This window comes from Anoxybacillus sp. UARK-01, from assembly GCF_002075365.1.
Lineage (GTDB): Bacteria > Bacillota > Bacilli > Bacillales > Anoxybacillaceae > Anoxybacteroides > Anoxybacteroides rupiense.
On record NZ_NASY01000031.1, the window covers coordinates 236,602 to 261,049 of the forward strand.

At 43.6% G+C, this 24,448-nt stretch carries 31 protein-coding genes and 1 riboswitch; of the genes, 20 read left to right on the forward strand and 11 right to left on the reverse strand.

Annotated features, from left to right (window positions below; genetic code table 11):
* Position 1 precedes the first annotated feature (1 nt).
* The 6 genes from B6A27_RS05620 to B6A27_RS05645 all read right to left on the reverse strand — a co-directional run bounded on the left by B6A27_RS05620 (position 2) and on the right by B6A27_RS05645 (position 6,226).
* Positions 2-1,153, reverse strand: a complete 1,152-nt coding sequence (locus B6A27_RS05620; protein WP_080860631.1) for a glycosyltransferase family 4 protein — start codon at positions 1,151-1,153, stop codon at positions 2-4.
* Positions 1,150-2,106 carry an NAD-dependent epimerase/dehydratase family protein gene (locus B6A27_RS05625; protein ID WP_080860632.1) on the reverse strand — a complete coding sequence of 319 codons (957 nt, stop codon included), beginning with the start codon at positions 2,104-2,106 and terminating at the stop codon, positions 1,150-1,152. Before B6A27_RS05625 ends, B6A27_RS05620 begins: the two co-directional genes overlap by 4 nt.
* Positions 2,103-3,392, reverse strand: a complete 1,290-nt coding sequence (locus B6A27_RS05630; RefSeq protein ID WP_080860633.1) for a UDP-glucose dehydrogenase family protein — start codon at positions 3,390-3,392, stop codon at positions 2,103-2,105. Before B6A27_RS05630 ends, B6A27_RS05625 begins: the two co-directional genes overlap by 4 nt.
* Positions 3,393-3,918: 526 nt before the next feature.
* Complete coding sequence (locus B6A27_RS05635) at positions 3,919-4,242, reverse strand: hypothetical protein (protein WP_052660982.1); 324 nt, start codon at positions 4,240-4,242, stop codon at positions 3,919-3,921.
* 163 nt (positions 4,243-4,405) lie between these two features.
* A complete protein-coding gene (locus tag B6A27_RS05640; RefSeq protein WP_080860635.1) occupies positions 4,406-5,191 on the reverse strand; it encodes a hypothetical protein in 786 nt (261 codons plus the stop codon).
* Positions 5,192-5,509: 318 nt separating this feature from the next.
* Positions 5,510-6,226 carry a BMQ_0737 family morphogenetic spore coat protein gene (locus B6A27_RS05645; RefSeq protein ID WP_044744169.1) on the reverse strand — a complete coding sequence of 239 codons (717 nt, stop codon included), beginning with the start codon at positions 6,224-6,226 and terminating at the stop codon, positions 5,510-5,512.
* A 202-nt stretch (positions 6,227-6,428) separates the two neighbouring features.
* Here B6A27_RS05645 and B6A27_RS05650 point away from each other — a divergent pair, with 202 nt between their 5' ends.
* From B6A27_RS05650 to B6A27_RS18790, 11 genes are all read left to right on the forward strand, one after another.
* Entirely contained in the window at positions 6,429-6,881 is a 453-nt protein-coding gene (locus B6A27_RS05650; RefSeq protein ID WP_236631796.1) for a GAS domain-containing protein, read from the forward strand.
* Between the two features lie 310 nt (positions 6,882-7,191).
* Positions 7,192-7,410 (forward strand): hypothetical protein, encoded by a 219-nt coding sequence (locus B6A27_RS05655; RefSeq protein WP_080860637.1) that lies wholly within the window; start codon positions 7,192-7,194, stop codon positions 7,408-7,410.
* Positions 7,411-7,440: 30 nt separating this feature from the next.
* Positions 7,441-7,644 (forward strand): phage holin family protein, encoded by a 204-nt coding sequence (locus B6A27_RS05660; protein ID WP_044744171.1) that lies wholly within the window; start codon positions 7,441-7,443, stop codon positions 7,642-7,644.
* A 120-nt stretch (positions 7,645-7,764) separates the two neighbouring features.
* The gene (locus B6A27_RS05665; RefSeq protein WP_044744172.1) at positions 7,765-7,968 is read left to right on the forward strand and encodes a DUF1657 domain-containing protein; all 204 of its coding nucleotides are present in this window, start codon (positions 7,765-7,767) and stop codon (positions 7,966-7,968) included.
* A 120-nt stretch (positions 7,969-8,088) separates the two neighbouring features.
* A complete protein-coding gene (locus B6A27_RS05670; RefSeq protein WP_080860638.1) occupies positions 8,089-8,559 on the forward strand; it encodes a YhcN/YlaJ family sporulation lipoprotein in 471 nt (156 codons plus the stop codon).
* Between the two features lie 18 nt (positions 8,560-8,577).
* Entirely contained in the window at positions 8,578-9,060 is a 483-nt protein-coding gene (spoVAC, locus tag B6A27_RS05675; RefSeq protein WP_066148336.1) for a stage V sporulation protein AC, read from the forward strand.
* Positions 9,057-10,073 (forward strand): stage V sporulation protein AD, encoded by a 1,017-nt coding sequence (gene spoVAD, locus B6A27_RS05680; protein WP_080860640.1) that lies wholly within the window; start codon positions 9,057-9,059, stop codon positions 10,071-10,073. Before spoVAC ends, spoVAD begins: the two co-directional genes overlap by 4 nt.
* Positions 10,070-10,426 (forward strand): stage V sporulation protein AE, encoded by a 357-nt coding sequence (gene spoVAE / locus B6A27_RS05685; RefSeq protein WP_044744175.1) that lies wholly within the window; start codon positions 10,070-10,072, stop codon positions 10,424-10,426. Before spoVAD ends, spoVAE begins: the two co-directional genes overlap by 4 nt.
* An 11-nt stretch (positions 10,427-10,437) precedes the next feature.
* Positions 10,438-10,644 carry a DUF1657 domain-containing protein gene (locus B6A27_RS05690; protein WP_044744176.1) on the forward strand — a complete coding sequence of 69 codons (207 nt, stop codon included), beginning with the start codon at positions 10,438-10,440 and terminating at the stop codon, positions 10,642-10,644.
* 12 nt (positions 10,645-10,656) lie between these two features.
* Positions 10,657-11,517: a DUF421 domain-containing protein gene (locus tag B6A27_RS05695; RefSeq protein WP_066148340.1), complete on the forward strand. Its 861-nt coding sequence runs from the start codon at positions 10,657-10,659 to the stop codon at positions 11,515-11,517.
* 15 nt (positions 11,518-11,532) lie between these two features.
* Positions 11,533-11,700 carry a hypothetical protein gene (locus B6A27_RS18790; protein WP_172798647.1) on the forward strand — a complete coding sequence of 56 codons (168 nt, stop codon included), beginning with the start codon at positions 11,533-11,535 and terminating at the stop codon, positions 11,698-11,700.
* 152 nt (positions 11,701-11,852) lie between these two features.
* Here B6A27_RS18790 and B6A27_RS05700 read toward each other — a convergent pair whose 3' ends face one another.
* Positions 11,853-12,197: a thioredoxin family protein gene (locus B6A27_RS05700; protein ID WP_304440073.1), complete on the reverse strand. Its 345-nt coding sequence runs from the start codon at positions 12,195-12,197 to the stop codon at positions 11,853-11,855.
* 317 nt (positions 12,198-12,514) lie between these two features.
* Between B6A27_RS05700 and B6A27_RS05705 the strand changes: the two genes are divergently transcribed.
* The 3 genes from B6A27_RS05705 (at position 12,515) to spoVIF (ending at position 13,334) form a co-directional block, all read left to right on the forward strand.
* A complete protein-coding gene (locus B6A27_RS05705; protein ID WP_080860643.1) occupies positions 12,515-12,754 on the forward strand; it encodes a hypothetical protein in 240 nt (79 codons plus the stop codon).
* Positions 12,755-12,821: 67 nt separating this feature from the next.
* Positions 12,822-12,959: a YjcZ family sporulation protein gene (locus B6A27_RS05710; RefSeq protein WP_080860649.1), complete on the forward strand. Its 138-nt coding sequence runs from the start codon at positions 12,822-12,824 to the stop codon at positions 12,957-12,959.
* A gap of 114 nt (positions 12,960-13,073) precedes the next feature.
* Positions 13,074-13,334, forward strand: a complete 261-nt coding sequence (gene spoVIF / locus B6A27_RS05715; RefSeq protein ID WP_044744180.1) for a sporulation-specific transcription regulator SpoVIF — start codon at positions 13,074-13,076, stop codon at positions 13,332-13,334.
* Between the two features lie 14 nt (positions 13,335-13,348).
* Here the strand turns inward: spoVIF and B6A27_RS05720 are convergent, their stop codons facing one another.
* On the reverse strand, positions 13,349-15,556 hold the full coding sequence (locus B6A27_RS05720; protein WP_080860651.1) for a UvrD-helicase domain-containing protein: 2,208 nt from the start codon (positions 15,554-15,556) through the stop codon (positions 13,349-13,351).
* Positions 15,557-15,675: 119 nt separating this feature from the next.
* Here B6A27_RS05720 and B6A27_RS05725 point away from each other — a divergent pair, with 119 nt between their 5' ends.
* Positions 15,676-15,918, forward strand: coding sequence for a hypothetical protein (locus tag B6A27_RS05725; protein WP_080860654.1), 243 nt, complete (start codon positions 15,676-15,678; stop codon positions 15,916-15,918).
* A gap of 14 nt (positions 15,919-15,932) precedes the next feature.
* Entirely contained in the window at positions 15,933-16,844 is a 912-nt protein-coding gene (locus B6A27_RS05730) for an MBL fold metallo-hydrolase (protein ID WP_044744183.1), read from the forward strand.
* Positions 16,845-17,052: 208 nt separating this feature from the next.
* Here B6A27_RS05730 and B6A27_RS05735 read toward each other — a convergent pair whose 3' ends face one another.
* The 3 genes from B6A27_RS05735 to B6A27_RS05745 form a co-directional block, all read right to left on the reverse strand.
* On the reverse strand, positions 17,053-17,484 hold the full coding sequence (locus B6A27_RS05735; RefSeq protein WP_066148344.1) for a GNAT family N-acetyltransferase: 432 nt from the start codon (positions 17,482-17,484) through the stop codon (positions 17,053-17,055).
* Between the two features lies 1 nt (position 17,485).
* Positions 17,486-18,004 (reverse strand): YjcG family protein, encoded by a 519-nt coding sequence (locus B6A27_RS05740; protein WP_044744185.1) that lies wholly within the window; start codon positions 18,002-18,004, stop codon positions 17,486-17,488.
* Positions 18,005-18,078: 74 nt separating this feature from the next.
* On the reverse strand, positions 18,079-18,807 hold the full coding sequence (locus B6A27_RS05745) for an alpha/beta hydrolase (protein ID WP_080860656.1): 729 nt from the start codon (positions 18,805-18,807) through the stop codon (positions 18,079-18,081).
* Between the two features lie 350 nt (positions 18,808-19,157).
* Here B6A27_RS05745 and B6A27_RS05750 point away from each other — a divergent pair, with 350 nt between their 5' ends.
* From B6A27_RS05750 to B6A27_RS05765, 4 genes are all read left to right on the forward strand, one after another.
* The gene (locus tag B6A27_RS05750) at positions 19,158-20,510 is read left to right on the forward strand and encodes a sigma-54 interaction domain-containing protein (protein ID WP_080860807.1); all 1,353 of its coding nucleotides are present in this window, start codon (positions 19,158-19,160) and stop codon (positions 20,508-20,510) included.
* 460 nt (positions 20,511-20,970) lie between these two features.
* Positions 20,971-22,290 (forward strand): GntP family permease, encoded by a 1,320-nt coding sequence (locus tag B6A27_RS05755; protein ID WP_201722546.1) that lies wholly within the window; start codon positions 20,971-20,973, stop codon positions 22,288-22,290.
* A gap of 17 nt (positions 22,291-22,307) precedes the next feature.
* Positions 22,308-23,084 (forward strand): 3-hydroxybutyrate dehydrogenase, encoded by a 777-nt coding sequence (locus tag B6A27_RS05760; protein WP_080860658.1) that lies wholly within the window; start codon positions 22,308-22,310, stop codon positions 23,082-23,084.
* A gap of 71 nt (positions 23,085-23,155) precedes the next feature.
* A riboswitch (SAM riboswitch) is annotated at positions 23,156-23,263 on the forward strand.
* A 79-nt stretch (positions 23,264-23,342) separates the two neighbouring features.
* Positions 23,343-24,446: a methionine biosynthesis PLP-dependent protein gene (locus B6A27_RS05765; protein ID WP_080860659.1), complete on the forward strand. Its 1,104-nt coding sequence runs from the start codon at positions 23,343-23,345 to the stop codon at positions 24,444-24,446.
* Positions 24,447-24,448 lie beyond the last annotated feature (2 nt).

The following is a 24,448-nucleotide window of genomic DNA, read 5'->3' on the forward strand; positions in this document are numbered from 1 at the left end:
GCTAATGAAGGCAATGGTTTGTAAACGCTTCTTCATATATCGCCGCAAAGCGCTGGGCGACATGCCGAAATTGAAACTGTCTTTCCACCTCCTCCCTGCCGATGCGCGCCATTTCTTGTGCTTTTTCCGGATGAGTGAACATATAATCAATCGCTTTTGAAAAAGCAGTGGCGTCGTGATAATGATTGATGACAAATCCGTTTTCCAGATGACGGATAATTTCCGGATTTCCGCCGCGATTGGTGGTAATAATCGGGATTCCTGCTGCCATTGCTTCATAATGGACACGCGCAAGCGGTTCATGCCATTGTGAGCTGCAAACAAATACATCACCGATTAAAAACATGCGAGGAATTTGCTCAGAGGGAATATAGTTTGTAAATATAATATGGTTTTTAAGCGGAGCAGATAAGCGATGAAGCATGCTTACGTAATCATCCCACGTGTTTTCGCTAAACCATTTTCCGCCGACAATGACCAATCGTGCATCCGGATGACGCAAAAGGAGATCAGGCATACATTGAATAAGCAAGTGCGGCCCTTTTGTTTTGCTTAACCTTCCGATGAACACGATTACCTTTTGATCATCAATGCCGAATGTTTGGCGAAGCTGGCGGCGAATGCGCTCGCCTTCCTCTGTCCAGATAGGGACATATTTTTCTAAATCGACCCCTGAATAAGCAACACGAATTTTTTGCTCCGGAACATGATATCTCCTAATCACCGTTTGTTTGATATATTCGCTAACTGCGGTAATGAGTGTGCTGCTCTGCAAAGCTTGCTTCGCTTTTTCTTTACATAGTTTGAGTGGAGAAAACATATCGTTATGAAGGCTGAGAACAAATGAGCTTTGTTTGGCGGCTTCTTTATATTTGGCTATATGGGCTGGACGATTAAATACATGAATCACATCAAATGAATGTTTCGCTAGTTCAGCGGCCACATCATGCTCATATGTTTCTTTCGGAAAACGAATATACTCGATTCCATTTCTACATTCTCTTACAGGTAAAAGCGGATCGGTAATGGAAAAAATCGTAAGCTTGTTTGTTTGTGATATAAACGGAGCGATTCCGTCGATCATAAGCTGAATCGCTCCCCCTTTTATGGCAGGGGAAGGCAGCTTTTCTGTACAAATGTAAGCGATATTCATGGCAGGTCCACCTGATAGATGGAACGAATATACTCGATTTCACGTCTTAATCCTTCTTTTAGCGTTATTTTTGGGGAATAATGCAAATCTTGTTCTGCCATTGAAAGATCGGCCCAAGTATGTTTGGGTTCGCCAAGCGCTGAAGGGAAGTAATGTCTGTCGGCCTTTATTCCTGTCAATTCTTCAAGCAAATCAATGACTTCATTAATGGATGCTTTTTCTTTTCCCCCGATATTAAATGTTTTGCCAATGATATGGCGTTTGCCCAAGACTGAAATGGTTCCTGCTATACAATCAGAAATGTAAGTAAAATCACGCGATTGCATTCCATCGCCGAAAATCGTGATCGGTTGCTTCGTTAACAATTGTTTAATAAAGCGATGAAATGACATATCAGGACGCTGCCTCGGACCATAAACAGTAAAGTAGCGTAAAACAACGGTCGGAATTCCGAATGAGGTATGATATACGCGACATAAATGCTCTCCTGTTAATTTTGTAATACCATAGGGAGAAAGAGGGGCCGTCTCTGCTGTTTCTGAGAGCTTTCCGGTTTTTTCTCCATATACCGAGGAGGTGGAAGCATAAATAAATTGCTTGATAGGCGAATTTTTACATGCTTCCAGCAGCCGTTGAGTCGAAGAAATATTATGAAGAATGTATGCTTCAAACTCCTTTCCCCAACTTGTGCGAACACCTGGCATCCCTGCTAAATGATAAATGATGTCTACATCTTTTAAGAGAGCCTCTAAATCAATCATGAAAAGGTCTTGAGCAAGCATCGTAAACCTTGGATGCGAATAAAGCGAGTCCATGTTAAAGGATTTTAGATGGATGGGAGTAGGGCCGATAAAGCCATCAATGCCTATGACAATGTTTTGCTCGTCTTCTAATAATTTTTCGCATAAATGAGAGCCGATAAAGCCTGCCGCTCCCGTGACCACGATTTTCATCCACAACCAACTCCTATATATTGTAGTCCCCATTGTTCAATGTCTTGACGTCTGAGGCAATTTCTTGCGTCAAGCACAATGGGGCCGTTCATTCGCGCTTTTATTTCTCGCCAATTTAATTGCTGAAACTCTTGCCAATCAGTGGCGATGATTAAGATATCTGCGCCTTCAACTGCTTCTTGGAGGGTATCGGTTTGCGTTACGTTTGGCTGATGGCTGCTATCTAGCTTCGCTTTCGGATCATAGGCACGGACGATGCAGCCGGCTTCGCTAAGCTTTCGAATAAGGTGTTCTGCAGGAGAGTGGCGAGTATCGTCGGTATTGGGCTTAAAAGCGATTCCTAGAACCGCAATGGTTTGATCAGATAAATGGTTGACTGCTTGTTGCAGCTTTTGAATGTAAAGATCCACTTGAGAATCATTAATTAGCTGAACCGCTTGTAAAAGATGAGGGGTAATCTTTTGGGAATGAGCAACTTGCTCGAGTGATTTTACATCTTTCGGAAAACATGATCCGCCGTACCCAAGTCCTGCTTGCAAAAAATGGGGGCCAATCCGCGGATCATATCCAATGCCTTTGGCGACATCGTGTATATTCGCGCCGACGGCGTCACAGATGCGTGCCATTTCATTTATGAAAGAAATTTTTGTCGCCAAAAAGGCATTGGAAGCGTATTTAATCATTTCTGCCCCTGTGAGGCTTGTAATCACATATGGACAAGAGATCCCGGCATATAAGCTTTTCATAATCGGGAGCGATCGCTGGTCATTCGGACGGAGTCCAATGACAATTTTGTCCGCGTGCAGCATATCGAAGATGGATGAGCCTTCCCTTAAAAATTCAGGATTTGCAACAATAGAAAATAAATGGTTCGGCACTCCTTTCTCCAATAATTGGATATAGAGCTGTTCGGTTGTTCCAGGAGGCACCGTGCTTTTAATAATAATCGTTTTATAGGAGTCGATATGGAGCGCTAAATGGTCAATGGCTGATTGGATGTAGGTTAAATCCGTCCGTCCGTCTGTTAAAGAAGGAGTACCGACACAAATGATAACTATAGAAGCGTGTTTGATGCCTAGATCAAGGCCGTTTGTAAAAGTGAGACGGTCGCGATTTTTCTCTATTATTTCTTTTAGATTGGGTTCATAAATCGGAATATATCCGCGGTTTAGCTGCTCGATTTTGTCATGGTTTTGATCGACACAGTATACTTGGTGGCCGAGTTCAGCTAAAACCGCCGCTGTTGTTAATCCGACGTATCCAGTTCCGACAATGCATACATTCATTAGAAACACCCCTTTTTTAACAAATGAATCTGTTTGAAGCCACAATCGAGAAATTGATGTTTGGTTAGTGGGATGAGGGCAAGTCATCGACTTGTTATTTCGTCATGCACGTATGTGATGGAGGCGAATTAGGCGAATTGTATTCTTATTGCTGATGGTCAAAAACATCAATCACTTTCTTTTTCGATAGTTGCTGCATCTTTGCGTTAGTATGAGGCCGTTTTTTAATAACGTTTGATCAAGCATATATAAAACCGTCATCGCTTGTGCTTGAGCGTTTCCTTGATGACGAGGCCTTGCTTTTGCTGAGTGAATATGTGCCAATGAAAGCGTAAGCTAGTTGTGACGGGTGATGATTGAATTAGAAAATCACCGATCCAAGTGCGAATGGGCAGGATGAGCACTATTTGTGATAGTGTATGTGAGGACATTCTTTATCGGAAATATGGCAAAAGCCTATTTTATAAGAAAAATTGCCATTATAACAGCAAATAAAAAACCAGGTTTACCACCTGGCTGCATACAATTATTCGTCTTCTTTGTCCGCGAAATGACTCTTATTTTCCGAAACAGGAAAATCAAGAGAAAGGATGTCGCTGCTTTTAACACATATAATCTGGCCGCCGTCCTTATAAAATGGATCGATTAATAAGGAAACTTCTTCCGTCTGTTCGTTAAATGACTGGAAGAGGGCGTTATAATAGGTTTGGCCGGCAGTATGAACGTTAAGCTCTGTTCCTGGCGGCAAGCCGACTAATTGCTGCTTTGCTTCATTGGCGACTGGTGAGACTGCGTGGCTTTTCTTTGTTTTTTTCTTTAATAGCTGCGGATGAATGAATACCCGATACATGCTCTGTCACTCCCTTGTGGACGATAGTAAAAATAGCTAGTGACATTATATGACTGAAAGGGAAAAACGGTTTAGACCAACGCCTAATGCGGCTTGCTCTGATATTCGAGATGAAAAGAGAACTTAAATAAAAAGCCCCTCTGTTGATGGAAAACAGAGGGGATCATAGGTTAATAATGATATGATTTAATGACGCCAGCCCGCGCGGTATTTCATTGCAGTAAACGAAGCCGTTTACGACAACGGAGCGGATATCTTCTATTTGGTTAATTCTCATTTCGAAGTGGGAAAAGCGCAGTTCTTCATTTGGCATCAGCTTTTTCATATGGGTCGGCTTCAGCCAGTATTCTCCCTCTTTGATTTTCTCTTTCCAATCCTCGTAGGCAAATGTCCATTCCAACATGGTTTCATTCGCTGCGTCAGAAGCATGAGAGTCAGCCGGAAGAGGCTTCGTTGCGATTTTACCGCTAAGTTCACCTGCTCTTTTTGGGGAAGAGCGGATGCAAACAATCAAATTACTTAGTGGTTCATTTCCAATATTTTGAATAACAAAATCGCCAATGACAATGATTTCTTCTTCGCTTGTTTCAGGAAGAAGGAGCGAGTAGGCAAAAAAGGCTTGGGCTTTCGTCACCGCAGGAACCGTTTTTTCTTCCTGTTCGGTATACTTCAATTGCTTTAGATGCTGAATTTGCCGTTCAGCCTCTTCAAGGGCTACCTCGTACGATAACATTTGCTGTTCGAGCTGAGCGATCTTTTTTTCGTAAGGCTCAATATGCGTCGTTTCAGTCAAATGAAGCTTGTCGAGCAAATATTCATTGCGGAGTTTTTCTTTTTGCAGCTCTGTTTCGAGCGCTTTTAACTGAGTTTCATATTTAGCAATTTCTGAACGGTAATGGATAATTTTTTGCTGCAATTGAATTTGGTGGTTCGGGGGGTTTTGTCCCATGATCTCCACCCTCCTTAACAGGCTGAATACGTCAAACGAGTCCTTGGTTCGACAGGCATTTCGAATCCGTCATAATGGATTCATTTGTACTCTTGATATATATATATGAAAAAAGAAAATGAATACGACTGTATAAATTGTAATAGAATGCCACAAGGATGTTTCCAAGGCTGGCTTACTTAAAGTCTTATAAAAATCAAAAGGGGAAGCTTCACCTTATATGATCGTGGATCCAAACATTCTCCCTGTTTTTCCTGCTGTGAATCTCCAAATAAAAAAGGCTGTTGTATGGAGCAACAGCCTAACTCGCAAAGAGATTTAATGACTTGGGAATACTTCAGGACATTGAGGCGGGAAGTTATCAGTAGGGCAAAGTGTTGCTTCCAAAATTTCTTCACGTGGTCTGCAAAAACGACCTTCTACCTCAATTTTCACATCCGCTTCAATTTGCACTTCTAAGCACAATGTGATGGAAACATCTAATTGTGAAAAGTTGTTTGTGCAGATCAAGCTGGCATCGCATTCGAAGAAGGAAATATGGCAGTCAAGCGATGTTCCTTCAGGAGCGCATAAAATAAAGGTTTGGGCAGTAGCAAACGGAATAGGGGCTGATTCGCCGACAATATGTCCGTTCGCATTTAAAATTTGTACAACAACGTGCCCTTTCACAAGCACTTTCACTTTTTGCAATGTGACTTGATCCCCAGATGGCAGAGTAACATTGACAGGCTGCCGGCCATTGGATTGGATGATTTCTTGGCAGATAAGCGCATCGTTATCCACTACAGGATCGATTCGGTTTCCATCCTCGTCGGATAAGAAGCAGCGGATCATGAAATCTTGAGCGTTCAAATCATTGGAAGCCAAGAAATCACAAATGTTTTTATGATGTCGCGGGCAGCGATCTTCTGGAAAGACGGCTTCTAATTCATCATCGTTAAAGCTTCTTAGCGGCACATCGACCTGGCGAGTAACCCAGTCATACACTTTGCGAGTTTTAATACATACTTTTTCTTTATGATGAGAGTGACTCATAACTCTTTCCTCCTATTTAAAGTTTTCTCCGCTGTAATGAATGAAATAAATCGTAGCGGAGGTTACGACTACTGTATACTATGAAAAAGCTGGGTAAATGTGCCGTGATAAAAGCGGAAATTTCATTTTTTTGGTCTAAAAGGAGAACGGGTTGAATTTGTATGTATTAGAATCACATGATTTTTTAAGGAGGAGAATAGCGGTGAACTCAAAACCACAAGAGGATGTTATGGTATTGAAGCAAAAAATGGCGGATTTGCAGTCCAAACTGGCGCAATATGAAGCGCAGCGAAACGATTCTAACGCGCTCAAGCTGGAAAATAAACGACTCACTGAGGAACTGGAAAGGGCAGAAGCTAAAGTAGGAGAGTTAACAAAGCAAATAGAAGAAGTGGTGGCTGAAAATATCATTTTAAAAGAGCTTGCTTGGCAAAGTGAAAAACGGTACGAAGAGTTAACGAAACTTCAGCAAGAAAAAGAAGAGCTGGAACGGCGTTTAGCACAATCCAAAATCCATTTTCCAACAGAGGAAGGAGAGAATTGGTTTTTCCACACGCTGCGACAACAAAATGCGATTATCAAAAGAAAGGAAAAAAATGATTCTCCTCCATCTTCAGCTCCTTTTTCCTTTAGTGAAGGAACGGAAGAAAAATAAAGTTTGCCTGGTACCAACGCTCTGCTGCCTTCATAGAATAGTAACAACCCAACACTTGGAGGTCATAGAGCGATGAAAGGGAAAAAGCCGATTGTTATCAATGGGTCGAAATCCTATTCGATCCACTCATCATCTAAAGGAAAAAAATCTGGTGGATGCGGATGTGGAAAGACGATTAGAAAAAAATGAACGAAGCTGCAAGGATTATCGGAAAGATCATCCTTTTTTATGAAAAACGCCTATACCATAAGCGTGACAGTTGCATAGTCTAACAATGCAAAAAGCTTAAATTACAAGGGAGGAAGCGAAGATGTCCGAAAATAAAAAGCCTCGTGTCATCCACGTTGATAAATTAATTATCCACGCTGATGATGTCATTATTTCTCCAAAGGGCCGCATCCACGATCCGTGGTTCTCGCCGCCGCGCCATGTAGAGAGTGGCGAGATGGAAGCGGAGGAAACGCATAAAGACCATCATTCAGAAGAGAATGATGGCGACGAAAACAGAAGACCTTTTTCATGGTTTTAATTGAATAAGTGAAAATGGAGCTGAGGAGAAATGGAACGATTTAAAAACTATGGGCTTTGGGTAGCACTTGGCTCGTTTATTTTACTGGCGTTGCAAACATTCGGAGTGGATCTTGATTTAGGAAAATACGAACAGCTGTATGAAACGTTGCTAGGAATTTTGGTTGTAGCCGGAATCATCAATAATCCGTCAATTGGACGTGGTTATTTGGATAAAACCGATAAAAAAGAATGAACAACATCCTGCCTCTATAGTCAAGAGGCAGTTTTTTATTTCAGAAAAAAATGGAAGTTATATTTTTGTTACAAAAACCCATTCTAACAGTGTAATCAAAATTTTTAGGAGGTTGTGCACGTGACAGTAGCATCTCAAGTAAAGCAAACGCTTGCCGGATTAAAATCAGCTCAAGCAAGCTTCGAAACATTTGCACTTCAAACCGAGAATAAAGCGGCAAAACAGCTTTATCAGCAAGCAGCTCAACAAACGCAAGCCATTGTTGATTTAGTGAACGCCCGTGTTCAAGAGATCCAAAAAGAAGAGCCGCAATATAATCAATAAAGCTGTGGCAGGCGTTTTTTGTTTCCGCAACAAAGGTTAGCACGCCTGCAAGGATTAAAAGGTTGGTTAAGCACCAACCTTTTTTCAAACGAAATACATAGATGAATGGGTTGATGAAGAATGATGAAAAAGGTGACATTATTACTGATTTGCAGCCTCTTTGTCGTTGGTTGCGCAAGAGAGCCAGAAGTGAAGGACCAATCGCTCCAAGGAAAAAATATGATTCGATTAAATATGGATGGAACAGCGCATTCGGCAACGATGGACCAGTCTGCCGCTCAACAAGCGGTGAACGATATCAAGCAAAAACAAGCGATTCGCGATGCAGTGGCCGTCAATACGAAAAATAAACTGTTCCTTGCTTATCAAGTCAAACACATGGAGCGTTTTCATAAAAAACAAATCGAAAAAGAGGTGCAGAAGCAGCTGAAAGAACGATTTCCACAGCATCAAGTCGTAATCTCCAGCGATTTAAAGCTGTTTTGGAAGACGAACGAGCTGAAAAAGCAGCTGCAAAAAACGCGAATGGGAGAATGCAAGCTGAATGAAGAAATCGAAAAACTGAAGAAACTGAGCGAAGAGACCGCATAATCCAAAGGGGTGAACGAGATGGCAGATGAGAAACGGAAAAATTTAACGGCGGTACAGCAGGATTATCAAGCATTTGCAAAAGAACGAGAAACGAAGCGTCCAGTGTTGAAAAATTGTATTCGCGCTTTTTTCGTAGGCGGGTTGATTTGTGTAATCGGCCAGGCCGTTTCTTATTTTTATATGTATTTTTTTGATTTTACTGAACAAACAGCCGGCAATCCGACCGTGGCAACGATGGTCTTTTTGTCGATGATTTTAACTGGATTTGGTATTTATGACCGAATCGCTCAATTTGCTGGAGCTGGAACAGCCGTACCGGTAACGGGATTTGGAAATGCCGTCATTTCCGCAGCGATTGAACATCGGACAGAAGGATTTGTTTTAGGAGTCGGCTCCAACATGTTTAAGCTGGCGGGTTCTGTCATTTTATTTGGCACCTTTGCTGCTTTTGTCATTGCCTTAATTAAAACGATTGCCGTGAAATGGGGTGGGCTCGGATGATGAAAGGACATCGCACCTGGATATTTGAGAACAAGCCTGCCATTGTTGCCGCAGCGGCAGTCGGAGGGCCATTTGAAGCAAACGGACGCATTGCCGATGATTTTGATTTGCTGCATGAAGACCTTTGGATCGGGGAAGAATCATACGAGAAGGCTCATAAAGTGCTGCTGGAAGAAGCCTTTTTTAAAGCTATGGAAAAAGGCAACATTACAAAAGAACATATACAATTTATCATTGCCGGTGATCTCATTAACCAAATGACACCGTCCAACTTTGCGGCCAAAACAATCGGCGCCCCTTATATTGGCGTGTTTGGAGCCTGCTCTACTTCAATGGAAGGGCTTGCGCTTGGAGCCTTTATTGTGAATCATGGCGGAGCGCAATATGTTTTAACGGGCGCGTCAAGCCATAATACAGCAGTAGAAAAGCAATTTCGCTACCCTACTGAATACGGCGGACAAAAACCGCCGACGGCTCAATGGACGGTAACAGGGGCCGGGGCAGCGCTAATCAGCAGCAGCGGAGCAGGACCCCGTATCGTTGCTGCGACAATGGGCCGCGTGGTGGATATGGGATTAACGGATCCGTTTAACATGGGAGGAGCGATGGCGCCCGCTGCCGTTGATACGATTGAAGCGCATCTGCGCGATATGCAAATGGACAGCTCGGATTACGACTTAATTGTAACTGGAGACTTAGGAAAAATTGGACGGCAAGTGTCGCTCGATTTATTGCGGGAGCATGGATTGAATCTTGATGAAGAAAAATACCAAGATTGCGGCTTGCTGATTTATCGTGAAGGTCAGCCCGTATTATCGGGAGCGAGCGGTGCGGGGTGCTCGGCAGCTGTTGTATATGGACATTTGCTCAATCGCATGAAGCGAGGAGAATTGAAAAGAATCCTCGTCGTAGCAACAGGAGCCTTATTATCGCCGTTATCGTTTCAGCAAGGTGAAACGATTCCATGTATCGCGCATGCAGTCGCGATTGAATATGGAGGGGATGAAGAATGATGGGAATGTTTTTTTGGGCGTTTGTTGTTGGTGGGATCATTTGTGTGATTGGTCAAATTATGATGGATGTGTTTAAGCTGACCCCAGCTCATACATTAAGCATTCTTGTAGTCGCTGGTGCGGTTTTGGATGGCTTTGGCTTATATGAGCCATTAATTGATTTTGCCGGAGCTGGCGCCACCATTCCGATTACAAGCTTTGGGAATGCTCTCGTTCATGGAGCGCTTCAAGAAGGGGAACAGCACGGCATTATTGGTGTATTAACGGGCATGTTTGAGGTCACAAGCGCAGGAATTTCAGCCGCGATCGTCTTTGGATTTATTGGCGCGTTATTGTTTCGCCCAAAAGGATAAGGAGGAAAGCTATGACTGTTGCTTCACAAGTTAAGCAAAGCTTGGCCAGCCTAAAAAGTATTCGCGCTTCTTTTCAGCAATTCGCTCTTTCTTCAAGGGATGAACAGGCGCAGCGAACATTTCATGAGGCGATGATGAAAACGGAGGAAATCATTGCTGATTTAAAGCAGCGCATTAGCCAATTAGAGCGAGAAGAACCACAATATCATGGAAAGTAAGGAGCATGATCAATGCCAATATGGTTAGAAGCATCGATACGATCCGCTTCCATTTTGATCGGATTGTTTATCATTACAAGAATGTTAGGAAAAAAACAATTATCGAAGCTGTCTTTTTTTGAATATATTGTCGGGATTACGGTCGGCGATATTGCGGCAGCTATGTCGGTCGACCTCAGTATTAATCTAAGGGAAGGAATCCCCAGCATTTTAATATGGTCTTTAGTTCCTGTTGCCGTCTCGTATATTTCATTGAAAAATAAAAAGTTCCGCGATTTTGTCGAAGGGAATTCAACGGTTTTCATTAAAAACGGAAAAGTATTAGAAGATAACTTGAAAAAGGAAAAATACACGATTGATGAATTGATGGAGCAGCTGCGAAAAAAAGACGTATTTCGCTTGGCAGACGTCGAATTTGCCGTATTAGAACCGAATGGAGATTTAAACGTTTTATTGAAAAGGGAAAAACAGCCTCTAGCGGTTGGCGATGTCTTTCCAAATGCTCCAAACGAAAAAGAACCGCAGACGGTGATTATGGATGGAAAAATTCTAGACGAACCGCTCTCAACTGCCGGATTAAATCGCAGATGGCTCCAAATGGAGTTAGAGAAGCAAGGGGTAACGTTGGAAAATGTTTTTATTGCCCAAGTGGATTCATACGGCCAGCTAACCGTCGATTTATATGATGATAAAATTCAAATACCGGAAGCGTCAGAAAAGCAACTGCTACTGGCGGCTCTGAAAAAGGTCGAGGCAGATTTTGAGATCTTTGCTTTAGAGACAAAAGCAGAGGAAGCGAAGGCGATGTATCAGAAAAATGCGGAAAAAATTCGTAATCTGTTGGCAAAAGTAGAGCCGTTATTAAAAAATTAAAAGGGAGTGGCCTGAATGAAGAAAAAAGTGACAACAACAGATGAGGATATAAAAATATCGTTAAAGAAAAAAGAGACGGAACAGCCCGCTTATACGACCGATGAAGAAATCGACATTAAATGGACATACAACGACGAGCATGTGACGCCTCATCCAAAGGAGTATGAAGAGATTGACTACTAGGATCTTGTAAAAAGGGTGCCCGATTTAGCAAAACCTCGGGACACCCTTTTTAAGTAGATCGAAACGCTATTTTTTGGCGATGTAGTTGCATAATGCGTGCGGTCTCGGAAAGAGCGAGGGAAAACGAATGAATTCCACTGGCTTATTCCGCTTTATTTAGAGAAAACGGATCGTAAAAATTCTTTTACTTCCTCAGGCGTTTTAGCATTAGCGCTGTGAAGATGAGCCGTTTTTTCGCCTTTTTGAAACACAAGCAAGCTAGGAATGCCCATTACCTGGTATTTTTCAGCCAGCTCTGGCACATGATCACGATTGATTTGAAACCAATCGTATTGTGAATATTCATTGACAATATCAGCGATGAACATATCCATGCGCACACAATCAGGACACCATGTTGTATAAAATTTGACAATAACCGGCTGTTCCCCGGAAATGACCTCTTGGAATTGATCAATGGTTTGCAACTCTTTCAACCGAAATTCCTCCTTATTCACATGTTGAATTCATCCGCTTCTACTTTATCATATTTCGTTTGTAAAAAAGAATCGATATGTCTTATCACAGGTGTTGATAATATTAAATATGGAGAGGTATCTACACTACTTATGCGTCATGCTCAACAAACAGAAGATTGAACCTATTATCATTTCAAAAGAAGAATCCCCGTTTTTCCCACAACCGAAGGCAAGTCAGTGCTTCTTTCCGCTCTTAAAACATCTTTACTTTTATGCCCATTTTTTAATCTTCCGAATTTATCACGCACATTGTTTGGCTTTTTGCATAAATAATCTGATAGAAAGGCGGTGAAGGGATGAGCGAAAAATTTGAAAAAGCATTGCGGGATATCGCCAAATCTAAGCATGAAGGACATGACCAATTTATTAAACGATTTGAAAAGTGGGGACAGGAATTTGAACAAAAAATAAAGGAATTTGAAAAAATGAACGGCCAATTTTTAAAAGATATTGAAGGAAATATCGGCTATATCAATAGCTGGTTTGGGAAAAAAGGAAAACAAATGGAGCGAATTTTCCGGAATTTTAAATCATAAGCGCCCATACCGTTTTCGTCATTCCTGCATACGATAGAACTACCAACATGCAAGGAGGTGCAACGCAATGTTTGGATATTGTGGATACGGTGGTTATGGTGGTTATGGCTACGGCGGCGGCGGTTATGGTTACGGTTCTACATTCGTGTTAATCGTCGTGTTGTTTATTTTGTTAATTATCGTGGGTGCGGCGTTTGTAGGTTAATGAACCGAAGGTACGGGCTGGTTGAGAAAAGAGCAGCTCGTACTTTTTCTTTGAATGGATGCACTTCTTATTCGTTTTTTCATACGATGTAATAGTAAAAGGGAGGATGGAAAGATGGATAACCAATTTTTTAAAAACGTTGAAAAGAAAACAGGCGTGAATATGAAAGATATATTTGAACTGGCTAATTCATTACAAAACGCAAACTTTAAAGATGAGCAAACAGTGCGCGGGGTTGTAAAGCGAGTAGCGCAAATCGCTAATCGAAAAGTGCCGAAAGAATTAGAAGACCAAATTGTGAAGATGATCACCAAAAACGGTAAACAACTAGATTTTAATACCATTGCGAATATGCTGAACAACAACAAAAAGTAACGAGGAGGGAGTCTCTATACGGGAGCTCCCTCGGTCGTTTGCCGAACCAATTCTTTTAAAAAGCGTGATGGCTGAGCGGTTTTCATTCGTCTATGTGCTGGAACAGATAGATGAAGTGAACGTTTCGCTCTTGTAATCGCAACGTATAGGAGACGTCGCTCTTCTTCTAAGGGAAGCGGGTCTCCATTGCGATTTGCTTCCATGGCATAGTCATGTGGAATACTTCCTTCCACTGCTCCCAACACGTATACATACGGATATTCCAATCCTTTGGCCCGATGAATCGTCGAGAGCTGAATGGCGTTTGGGGCTGTCTTTTGCTTGGGCAGCTGTCTGGCAGCTTCCATCATCGTGTCCACATGTTTGAGAAACGCGGGAATGGTTTTAAACTTTTTGGCTACTACCTTTACATCCCGAATATCATCGCTCCCCTTTTCAATCACATTGCCTTCATTTCCTCGTTTTTTAAGAAACTCTGAAAATCCCATTTCCGTCTCAATCATCTCAATCGCCTCAATTGGCTTCAACTTCGCTAAGCTTTTGAAGAAAGGAAAAATGTTTTTTAATTTTTTTCTTTGAAATGGATAAATCGACGATAAGCTTGTTAAAGCCTTCAAAAGCGAACAATCTTCAAGAATGCTTACGGCCTTTATTTCTTGAAGAAGCGACTGCTTTAAAAAGAGAGACACAAGCAGATCGTTGATGGCTTCTTCATGATTGGGATCCAGACTAAGCCGCAAATAAGCAAGTAAATAACGAACAAAGCGGCGTTGATAAAAAGATTCGCCGTCCTGCTCCACAACAAAAGGAAGTCCGGCCTGCACGAGACGTTCAAAAATCGCACGCGATGTGGTATGAGTACGATAGAGGATGGCAAAATCGCTAGGTTTAGCTCCGTGCTGAAGCCGTTCTTTAATATCCTCCACTACCATTGTCGCCTCTTCTTCTTCATCATACGGAAAAAAGAAAAGCACGGGTTCATCATCGGCAAATTGCGCCCTCATTTGTTTGCTGCGTCGGAAGCGATTTCGCGAAATGACAGTGTTGGCGACTTCTACGATATGATGGGACGAACGATAATTTTCAGTAAGGGCAACGACTTTCGCTTCAGGATAGTGACGATCAAATTCTAAAATGAACGAGGGATCAGAACCGCGAAATGAATAAATCGCTTGGTCATCGTCGCCGACGGCGCAAAGATTTCTCGTATGAGCACATAGCATATTGATAATGTCGTATTGCACGCGGTTAATATCTTGAAATTCATCGATTAAGAAATAGCGAAACCGATCCTGGTAGCGCGCAAGCAAAGAAGGCTGCTCCGTTAGCATTTCGTAGCACCCTAACAGCATATCATCGAAGTCGAATAATCCTCGTTCCCGCTTCATCTCCTCGTAGCGTTTATACAAATAAAGAACTCGCTCTTCCCATTGGCCGCTGCTTCGAACACGTTCCACAGTGGCAAGTGTGTTTTTCCAATAAGAGATTTGTTGTAGCGCTTGATCATAGGCAAATTCGCGTTCATCTAAATCAAGCTCGCGTCCCGCTTCTTTTATCATTTGTTCCTTCTGCCATTCCCATTTTAGCAGACGGCTCGAATGCCAGCGCTGTGGATGGAAATGGACAAGCATGCGGTAAAAAATGCTGTGAAATGTGCCAGCTACAAGCCGGGATAAGATTGCTTGATTCATATTTTGATATGTAAGAAGCCGCGCTTTCATTTCATTTGCTGCTTTTGCCGTAAATGTTACAAGCATGATCGCAGAAGGAGGGATGTTTCGCTCCCCGATCATATAAGCTGTTCGTGCTGTTAGTACACGTGTTTTTCCGCTCCCGGCTCCCGCTAATACAAGCAGCGGTCCTTCAATTGTTTGCACCGCTTGCAGCTGGGCGGCGTCTAAAGGAAGCGATGCAATGGCCGGCGCCTGCTGCTCGCTTGGGATTGGTTGGGTTTTCAAAAAAGGTGACGCAGCCTGATAAGCGAGCGTTTTTCGCCATTCTGGATGTTCGAATGGTTTGATTGCAGAGGAAGGGGAGCAAACGTGTCTCTCCTCATGGTAAAAATGTGGCTGTTGTTGAATGCCTAAATATAGTTGAACTGGATCGCCGCATATCGTACAGGTAATCTGTCCGCGCAAGGCGGCCTCATATAATGCTTCATATTTTTCTCTGGGCAGTGACGCAAGCCGCAGCGTTTTTCCTTTATAAACTGCTTTATCCATTATCGAAAGCTCCTTTTTGTCTTTTGCGAACGTCAATGTTTATCTTAACAAAACATAAGATGAGAAAAAAAGGATTTGTTTGTGAAGGAGCGAATTTAAATAAAAAGGAGGAATCCAATATGTATACAGTGGGATTTCCATATGACGCCTTTTTTTATTATGCGAATCGACCTGGACGAACGCATTCGGGGGTGCCGGCGGCATTTCCGATTACAGCATGTAGCCGAATAGCGGAGCAAAACAACGCGGCTACTTATCAGCGTTCCCGATCTAGGCGTCCCGACAAAGAAAAACAAACAGCCGCTGCTCGGTTTGAAGCAGAGCTGACAGGTAAAGGACAACGGTTGAATCAATCCATTTAAGCTGGAGGAGTTTCATGAAGCTGATTCGTATTAACCATCATTGCTATTATTTTCAAGGAGCTGTGAACATTGGCTATGTTTGCGATGGAGAGGTAGGAATTTTGATTGATGCGGGGCTTGATCAAGGAGCGATGAGAAAGGTATTGAATCAATTGGATCAGGAACGTCTGCCGCTTACTCACCTTCTTATCACTCATGCTCATGCGGATCATTACGGAGGAGCAGCGTATTTGCAAAACAAGCGAAACATTTATACGATGGCTCCTGTTTTAGAAGAAGCGATTTTGCGCAATCCAGTGCTTGAACCGATCTATTTGTTTCAAGGAAATTGGCCGACGCTGGATATGCGAAATAAATTTTTGGAAGGAGAAGCGATCCGGATTGATGAGGTAGTGAGCGAAGGAGTATGGGACATTCAAGGCATCCAAATCAACAGCATCGCTTTGCCAGGACATAGCTATTATCAGCTGGGCTATCAGATTCACGATGTGCTGTATGCGGGCGATGCCTTTTTTGGACGAGAAACATTACAAAAGCATAAAATCCCTTATCTTGTGGATGCCGATCAAACGCTGCAAACCCTTAAATGTCTGCTTGAATGGCCTGTAAAGCGCGCCGTTCCTGGGCATGGGGCCTATGAAGAAGATGCTGAGGAGCTAATTCGCCAGAATATCGCTTGGCATCAGCGCGTACTCGAAAGCATGGAGGATGTGATCAAAAACGCGCCAGACGGATTGAGCCATGAACAATTGGTTCGCGAAATGTGTACGCGCTGGGAGATCGAGACAAGCCGCCTTTCTTCATGGGTGCTATATCGCACCGCTATAACCGGCTACTTGTTAAAGCTGGTCAAGGATGAAAAAGCTGTGCTTTCCATTCAGCGGCATGCATTGTGGATTGCGCCTTATGAAAAAAGGACCGTATGATGATTACGGTCCCAATGGTTGTAGACAACGTCCATGTTGACGTTGTCTACAACCATTTTTATATCCTTTATGGATGGTGATGGTTTCACATCGGACTCGCTTGAAAATGATTGGCAGACAAGGAGCATAGACGAGCAAAGACGAGAAGCGAATGAAAGCGTTCATAAGCGGACTGACGCAGTTTGAAGGACCGTATGATCATACGGTCCTAGAGTGTTTTTATCATCGTCACATGCGGAATGCCTGCATCCATAAATACGCCGGAAACGGTTTCATAGCCGAGCTTTTGATAAAAAGGTTCAGCGTGTGTTTGCGCATTCAATTTCGCCTGCAGTAAACCGCTTTCTCTGGCAAATTTCTCGATGCGCTCCATAATCAGGCGACCGGCTCCTTTGTTGCGATAATGGGGCAAAATGCAAATGCGCTCCATTTTGCCGATGCCATCCCCGATCATGCGGAGCCTTCCCGCTCCCACCGGCTGGTTTTGTGCGTAAAGAACGAAATGCACGGAGTCTTCTTCAAAAAAATCGATTTCCTCTTCTTCAGGAACGCCCTGCTCCTCAATAAATACTTTTCTCCGCACAAAAAGAGCGTCGCTGTACAGCTCTTGATCGTCTTTTCTGCCGAATGCCACTTCCATGCTATTCTCGGTCCTTTCCAAGCAGGAAGGTTTCATACACAGTCCAAGCGCCATCCTCCAGCTGATAAAGCAAATGGAAGCGATCGGCTGTTTCTTCAAAATGCACCGTTTGCATTTTAAGCCGCCCAAATACATCAAAATACTCAGCGTCCGATAAATTGCGGCCAATCGTAATATGCGGGACAAACGTATAATCAGATTGGTCTGTAAGAACACCGCTGTGCAATTTTTTATAAAGCTCCTGAAGCGTCTCGTTTGGCTCCACTTTTAAATAAATGACGTTGTTCACCGGATAAAACGAGCTGAATTTTGTAATTTTTAACGGAATTACATCGGTTTCCGCAGCAATTTGGCGAAGCGTTTTAATAATCGTTTGCGCTTGAATGTCGTCCGCTTCGAATACGTTTTTCAGCGTGATATGCGGCGGAATGAGTGCGTAATGGCTATCATAGCGTTTTCGGTATGAATTCGCAAAATCCTGTATCTGTTTTGATGGAAAAAGAGCAATCCCGTATTTCAACTCAATCCCTCCCTATATTGCGGTATTATTTAATTATAACAAAATTTTGAAAAATATTATAGTGTAACATTGCGCTAAAGAGAGAGAATATGTTCAAGCGCTTTCGGAAGATCAGGCTGCCAATACGTCCACGCATGATCGCCTGCAAATTCCTCGTATTGATAAGAAAAACCCTTTTGGACAAAAAGATCATGTGCCTGCCGATTCGGTGTCACAAAATCTTCAATGTTGCCGTTTGTCGTTTTTACCGCTGTTTCCTCGCTGCCGATGGAGTGATAGACATGAAGCAGATGCGGATCAGAAAAATGCTCCATTTTCTCGATGATCGCTTCATTGATGTACGGTGATTGCATCGCGATTTTTCCAAACGTATGCGGATATGTAAGACCAGCTAGCAGCGAAACGGTTCCACCTAAGGAATCGCCGATTAAGGCGCGGCCCATTCCCATTTGATAGGTAGGAAACTCTTGATCTAAATAAGGCACAAGCTCCGTCGTTAAAAATTTCAGATAAGCGGCATGCTGTTTGCCGTTTGGATGATATTTTTCGTAGCGGTCATGGACATCTTTATATGGAATGCCGACGACGATCGTACGGTCAATTTTTTGTTCCTCCATCAGTTTCTCAATCACGCGCCCGACTTTTCCAAACATGAAATAATCTTTTCCATCTTGGGCGATTAAAAGAGAATATTTATAAAGTGGAGAAAAGGTGCTTGGCACATAAATCAACAGTTTTACTTCCTCATCGAGTTCCCGGCTGTAAATCGTTTGTTCATTGACTACTCCTTTTTGTATCATCATTGCTTGCATCCTCCATCATAAAATAAAGGTTCATCAATATTGTAACATATTTTCGACAAAGTATGTCATGCTCAAGCATTTATATAGTGGCCGCTTCACAATGGGAACGATAGGGAATTCAGCAATCAAATGGTCTGAAAGCGGCGTTGCTCCGGCTTTTGTCCCCCAAAAAATGCGCTCGAACAACAGGATACTGACAGCTCCATCGATTATGTGGATCGCTTACCTGCTCATTTGAGTATGAATACGTCAAGTGAGAGCGATCGAGAAGGTGTTTGGCTGTCTTTGTCAAACTTATGATTACAAAAGCGGTTTTATGGGGACGGAAGGGGGAGCGACAGGTGGAGAATGTGATTTTTCAGCATCAAATTTTAGAGGCGGTCATTAATAACGCTTATGAATGGATTGTTGTGGTAGATGAGAAAGGGAACATTATTTATATGAATAAAAATTATTGTGAATTTTTGGAGAGGAAACAAGAAGAGGTAATCGGAAAGCATGTGACAGAGGTCATTGAAAATACGCGAATGCATATTGTAGTCAAGACAGGGAAAGAAGAGATCGCTGATTTGCACTACATTAAGGGAAATTATATGATTGCGAACCGCATTCCCATCGTGGTGGACGGAAGGGTTATTGGCGCGGTGGGTACGGTCATTTTTCGAGATACAAATGAATGGAAGCGAATGAATAGCCATATTAAAAGTTTATTGTTGCAGCTGCAAACCTATTTTCAAGAATGGACGGAAAACAATGGAGCGAAATATACACTGACGGATTTAATATCGTGTTCAAAGCAAATGGAAGAATTAAAGGAAAAAGTCAAACGAATTGCTGATAGCGATATTTCTGTGCTCATCCGCGGGGAAAGCGGCACCGGCAAAGAATTGTTCGCTCACAGCATCCATCAGCTCAGCAGCAGAAGCCAAAAACCGTTTGTTAAAGTCAATTGCGGCGCCATTCCTGAGCATTTATTGGAATCCGAGTTATTTGGTTATGAGGAAGGAGCCTTCACAGGCGCCAAAAAGGGCGGAAAGAAAGGCAAATTTCAGCTCGCTGACGGCGGCACCATTTTTCTTGACGAAATTGGCGATTTGCCATTGCATATGCAAGTCAAGCTGCTGCGTGTGCTGCAGGAAAAAGAAATGGAGCCGATCGGCTCGACAAAGACGGTAGCTGTCGATGTCCGCATCATTGCCGCTACCAATCGCCCATTAGAAAAAATGGTAGAGGAAAAACGATTTCGCGAAGATCTTTATTATCGAATTAATGTGATTCCATTTGTGATTCCGCCCCTGCGCGAACGGCCAGGGGATATCGAAATGCTCGCTTATCATTTTATGAAAAAAATCGCCAAGCGATCAGGGAAAAGAGTGAATGCAATCAGCGCAGAGGTCATGAAGCTGCTGCGACAGCATGTGTGGCCGGGGAATATTCGTGAATTAGAAAATGTCATGGAGGTGGCGGTTCATTTTGCCAATGGCGAAACGATTACAGTGGATGCCCTTCCGGAATATTTGAAAGCGAATTCATCTTATCAAATGAAAGGAAAAACACTAAAAGAACTGCTGGAGGAAACAGAAAAAGCAGCGATTCAACAAAGCCTGCAGCGCTGCGGCCGTGATAAACAAAAAGCCGCGAAAGAACTGGGCATCAGCAAATCAGCCATGTATGAAAAAATCAAAAAATACGGTTTATCATAATGTAAAGATTCCGCTTTTTCGGAAATCATTCCGGGAAAGCGGAATCTTTTCGTCATATTGGGATGTATGTCTTGTCCTTTTTAAGTAAGGTGCTGTTTAACTGCAAGCGCCATCGGCTCAGTCGCTCCGTCCCGCACTGCGGCGGCCATAGCCTCCTCGGCGGGCGCTTTGCGCTTTTCTAATTGCCGTGATTCAAATGCTGACGAAAAAGCTTCCAGAGGAACGGAATGGAAAGGACAGGAGGACCATTAAACGGTTTTCGTTTCATTCCTTTTTATTGGCATGTTTTTTGCAATAAAAAACAAGTGAACCACTCTAAAAAGGAGGGGAGAAAAGAAGGCGAGGTCAATTGGTGACGAGATGTCGATGGGGAAACGCATCGTTTTTACCTTTTTCTGCGTGAAGCTGTAAGCCGTTGACCGCTGTTGTGTTGGAGACAAACATAGGGGGTGCTGAGGAAATGTGGAGTATGATCGGTCTCATTGGGGGATTGGCTTTATTAATTTATTTGACCATGAGAGGGATGAATTTATTTATTGCCGCGCCGTTATGCGCCCTTTTGGTGGCGGTGCTGGGCGGATTGTCCCTTTTCCCGCAGCAGGTTGGCGAGGGGGAAGCCAGCTTTGTCGGAAATTATATGGCGGGATTTTCTAGTTTTATTCAATCGTGGTATTTAATGTTTTTACTTGGCGCCATTTTTGGAAAAGTCATGGAGGATAGCGGAGCGGCAGAAAGTGTAGCACAATGGATTGTCGCAAAGCTTGGCATGAAGCGGACGGTTTTGGCGGTTGTAATTGCCTGCGCCGTACTGACATACGGCGGTGTCAGCCTGTTTGTCGTAGCGTTTTCCGTTTATCCGATGGCTGTCAGTTTATTTAAACAAGCGAATTTGCCGCGGCGTTTTATTCCGGGGGCATTAGCGTTTGGGTCCGTGACGTTTTCGATGACATCAGCTGGTTCGCCGGAAATTCAAAACTGGATTCCCATTGAGTATTTAAAAACATCGCCGTATGCAGGTTGGGAAGTTAGCATCATTGTCTCCATTTTCATGGCGATTTTCGGGTATTGGTGGTTAAAGCGCATGGTGATGAAAGCGGTTGCAAAAGGAGAGAAATTTGTAGCAAAAGAGGGAGATCCACTGGACGGTACAAGGGAATTGCCGCCTCCTATTTTGGGGTTTATTCCGCTTCTTGTCGTGTTGGTGATTGCTTTTGTTTTCCATCATTCGTTGCAGCAATCGGCATTAATTGTGGCGCTTCTTGGCGGAGTCATTGCGGTATATGCTCTCAATCGCCGCTATTTCCAAAACTTTAGCGGGGCTGTTTCTGAGGGAACTTTAGGCGCATTGATCGCGCTTGGAAATACGGCGGCCGTCGTCGGGTTTGGCGGTGTGGCGAAAGCCGTTCCAGCGTTTACGGATGCCGTGCACGCGATTACCAGTATTCCAGGCAGTCCATTAATTGGCAGCGCTATCGCTGTCAGTGTCATCGCTGGCCTAACCGGCTCGTCATCAGGAGGTCAGGCTATTGCTCTTCCGTTGCTCGCTCCGCATTATTTGGATATGGGAGTCCATCCTGAAGCGCTGCATCGGGTGGTCGCGATTTCGTCAGGAGCTTTGGATTCTTTGCCGCATAATGGCTATGTCGTGACAACGATTCGAGCGATTTGCGGTGAAACGCACCGCGAGGCATATGGCGCGGTTGGGGCTTTAACGGTTATTGTACCTGCGCTTGGGACGATTCTTGCGATTATTCTTTTCTCATTAGGACTAGGGATATGAACGAGGAGGAATGAAAAATGGTAGACGATCAAGTATTGTTCATAACAGGAGCGGCGCAAGGAATCGGCTTTGAAATCGCCAAATGCTTTGCTGAGCATGGCACGAAAGTCGTTCTTAGTGATATCAATGAAAGGGCTGTCCAAAAAGCAGCCGAATCGTTATGTGCACAAGGCTGGGATGCATGGGGACTGAAGTGTGATGTAACAAAAGAAGAGGAAATCAAACAAATGGTGGCTCAAACCGTTGCTCGTTATGGCCGGATTGACATTTTAGTGAATAACGCTGGGCTGCAGCATGTGGCGCCGATTGAAGAATTTCCTTCCGAATCGTTTGAGAAACTGATTCTCGTCATGCTTATCGCGCCGTTTTTTGCGATAAAGCATGTATTCCCCATCATGAAGCAGCAGCGTTATGGCCGGATTATCAATATGGCCTCGATTAACGGTTTGGTCGGCTTTGCCGGCAAAGCGGCGTATAATAGCGCGAAACATGGGGTCATTGGCCTAACCAAAGTAGCTGCTCTAGAAGGAGCCGCTCATGGTATTACAGTGAACGCTTTATGCCCGGGATATGTCGATACGCCGCTTGTACGCAACCAGCTGGCCGATTTGGCCGCAACACGCCGCGTGCCGCTTGAGCATGTATTAGAGGAAGTCATTTATCCGCTTGTGCCGCAGCAGCGCCTGCTGTCAACGAAAGAAGTGGCCGATTATGCGCTCTTTTTAGCAAGCGAAAAAGCAAAGGGAATTACCGGGCAGGCCGTTGTGATCGATGGAGGATATACCGCGCAGTAAAAAAAAGCTTGCAAATTATCAGAAAATCATGTAAATTGATAGAAAATCAGAAAATTCCATATCGTCGTTCATTCTTATCAAGAGAAGCGGAGGGAACTGGCCCAGTGAAGCTTCAGCAACCAGCCGATATCGGTCAGGTGCTAAATCCAGCGAATTGGTTTCAATTCGAAAGATAAGAAGAAGCGCTTTTGTTGATCTGTAAAAGTCTTCTTCTTAAAGAAGGCTTTTTTTATTGGAGGAAAGGAAGGAGAAAAAAGGATGGAAAAAGTAGAAACCTTACTGGCGCAGATTGGCAACAGAAGCGAGAAGCTGACAGGAACCGTCAATCCGCCTGTCTATTTTTCCACCGCTTATCGCCATGAGGGAATTGGCCAATCAACAGGATTTGATTACATCCGTACCGGAAACCCGACGCGCAAAATTGTAGAAGAAGCCATTGCTAAGCTTGAAGGAGGAGATCAAGGGTATGCATTCAGTTCGGGAATGGCGGCGATTCAGACGGTGCTTTCCCTGTTTGAAAGCGGTGATGAATTTTTAGTGTCTGCCGATTTATATGGAGGAACGTATCGGCTATTTGAAAGAGGCTGGAGAAAGTACGGCTTAGCGTTTCATTATGTTGACTTTCGCGACATACAATTAGTGGAGAAATCGATTTCGAAAAACACAAAGGCGATTTTTTTAGAAACGCCGACAAACCCGCTTATGCAGGAGACAGACATCGACGAGGTGGCGAAACTGGCCAAACGCCACGGGCTGCTTTTGATTGTGGATAATACGTTTTATACGCCTGTGATCCAGCAGCCGATTCGCCACGGAGCGGATCTCGTCATCCATAGCGCAACAAAATATTTAGGAGGCCATAATGATGTGCTCGCTGGTCTCGTCGTCGCAAAGGGTGAGCCTCTTTGTCAACGGCTGGCCGAGTATCACAACGCAATCGGCGCGGTCCTGTCGCCATTTGATGCATGGCTGTTGATTCGCGGCATGAAAACACTGGCGCTGCGAATGAGGCAGCATGAAGAAAATGCGCGGAGAATCAGCGAATTTTTGGCATCACACGAAGCGGTCACGGATGTGCTGTATCCAGGAAGAGGAGGCATGCTGTCCTTTCGCCTGCGTGAAGAGCGGTGGGTCAACCGCTTTTTGCAAAGCTTAAATGTCATTACATTCGCTGAAAGCTTAGGAGGAGTTGAAAGCTTTATTACATACCCGGCGACGCAAACACATGCCGATATCCCTGAAGAGATTCGGATTGCCAATGGGGTATGCAACCGCTTATTGCGCTTTTCTGTAGGCATTGAGCATGTGGAGGATTTAATCGCTGATTTGTCGCAGGCCTTGGAAAATATGAAAGAGGTGTAGCG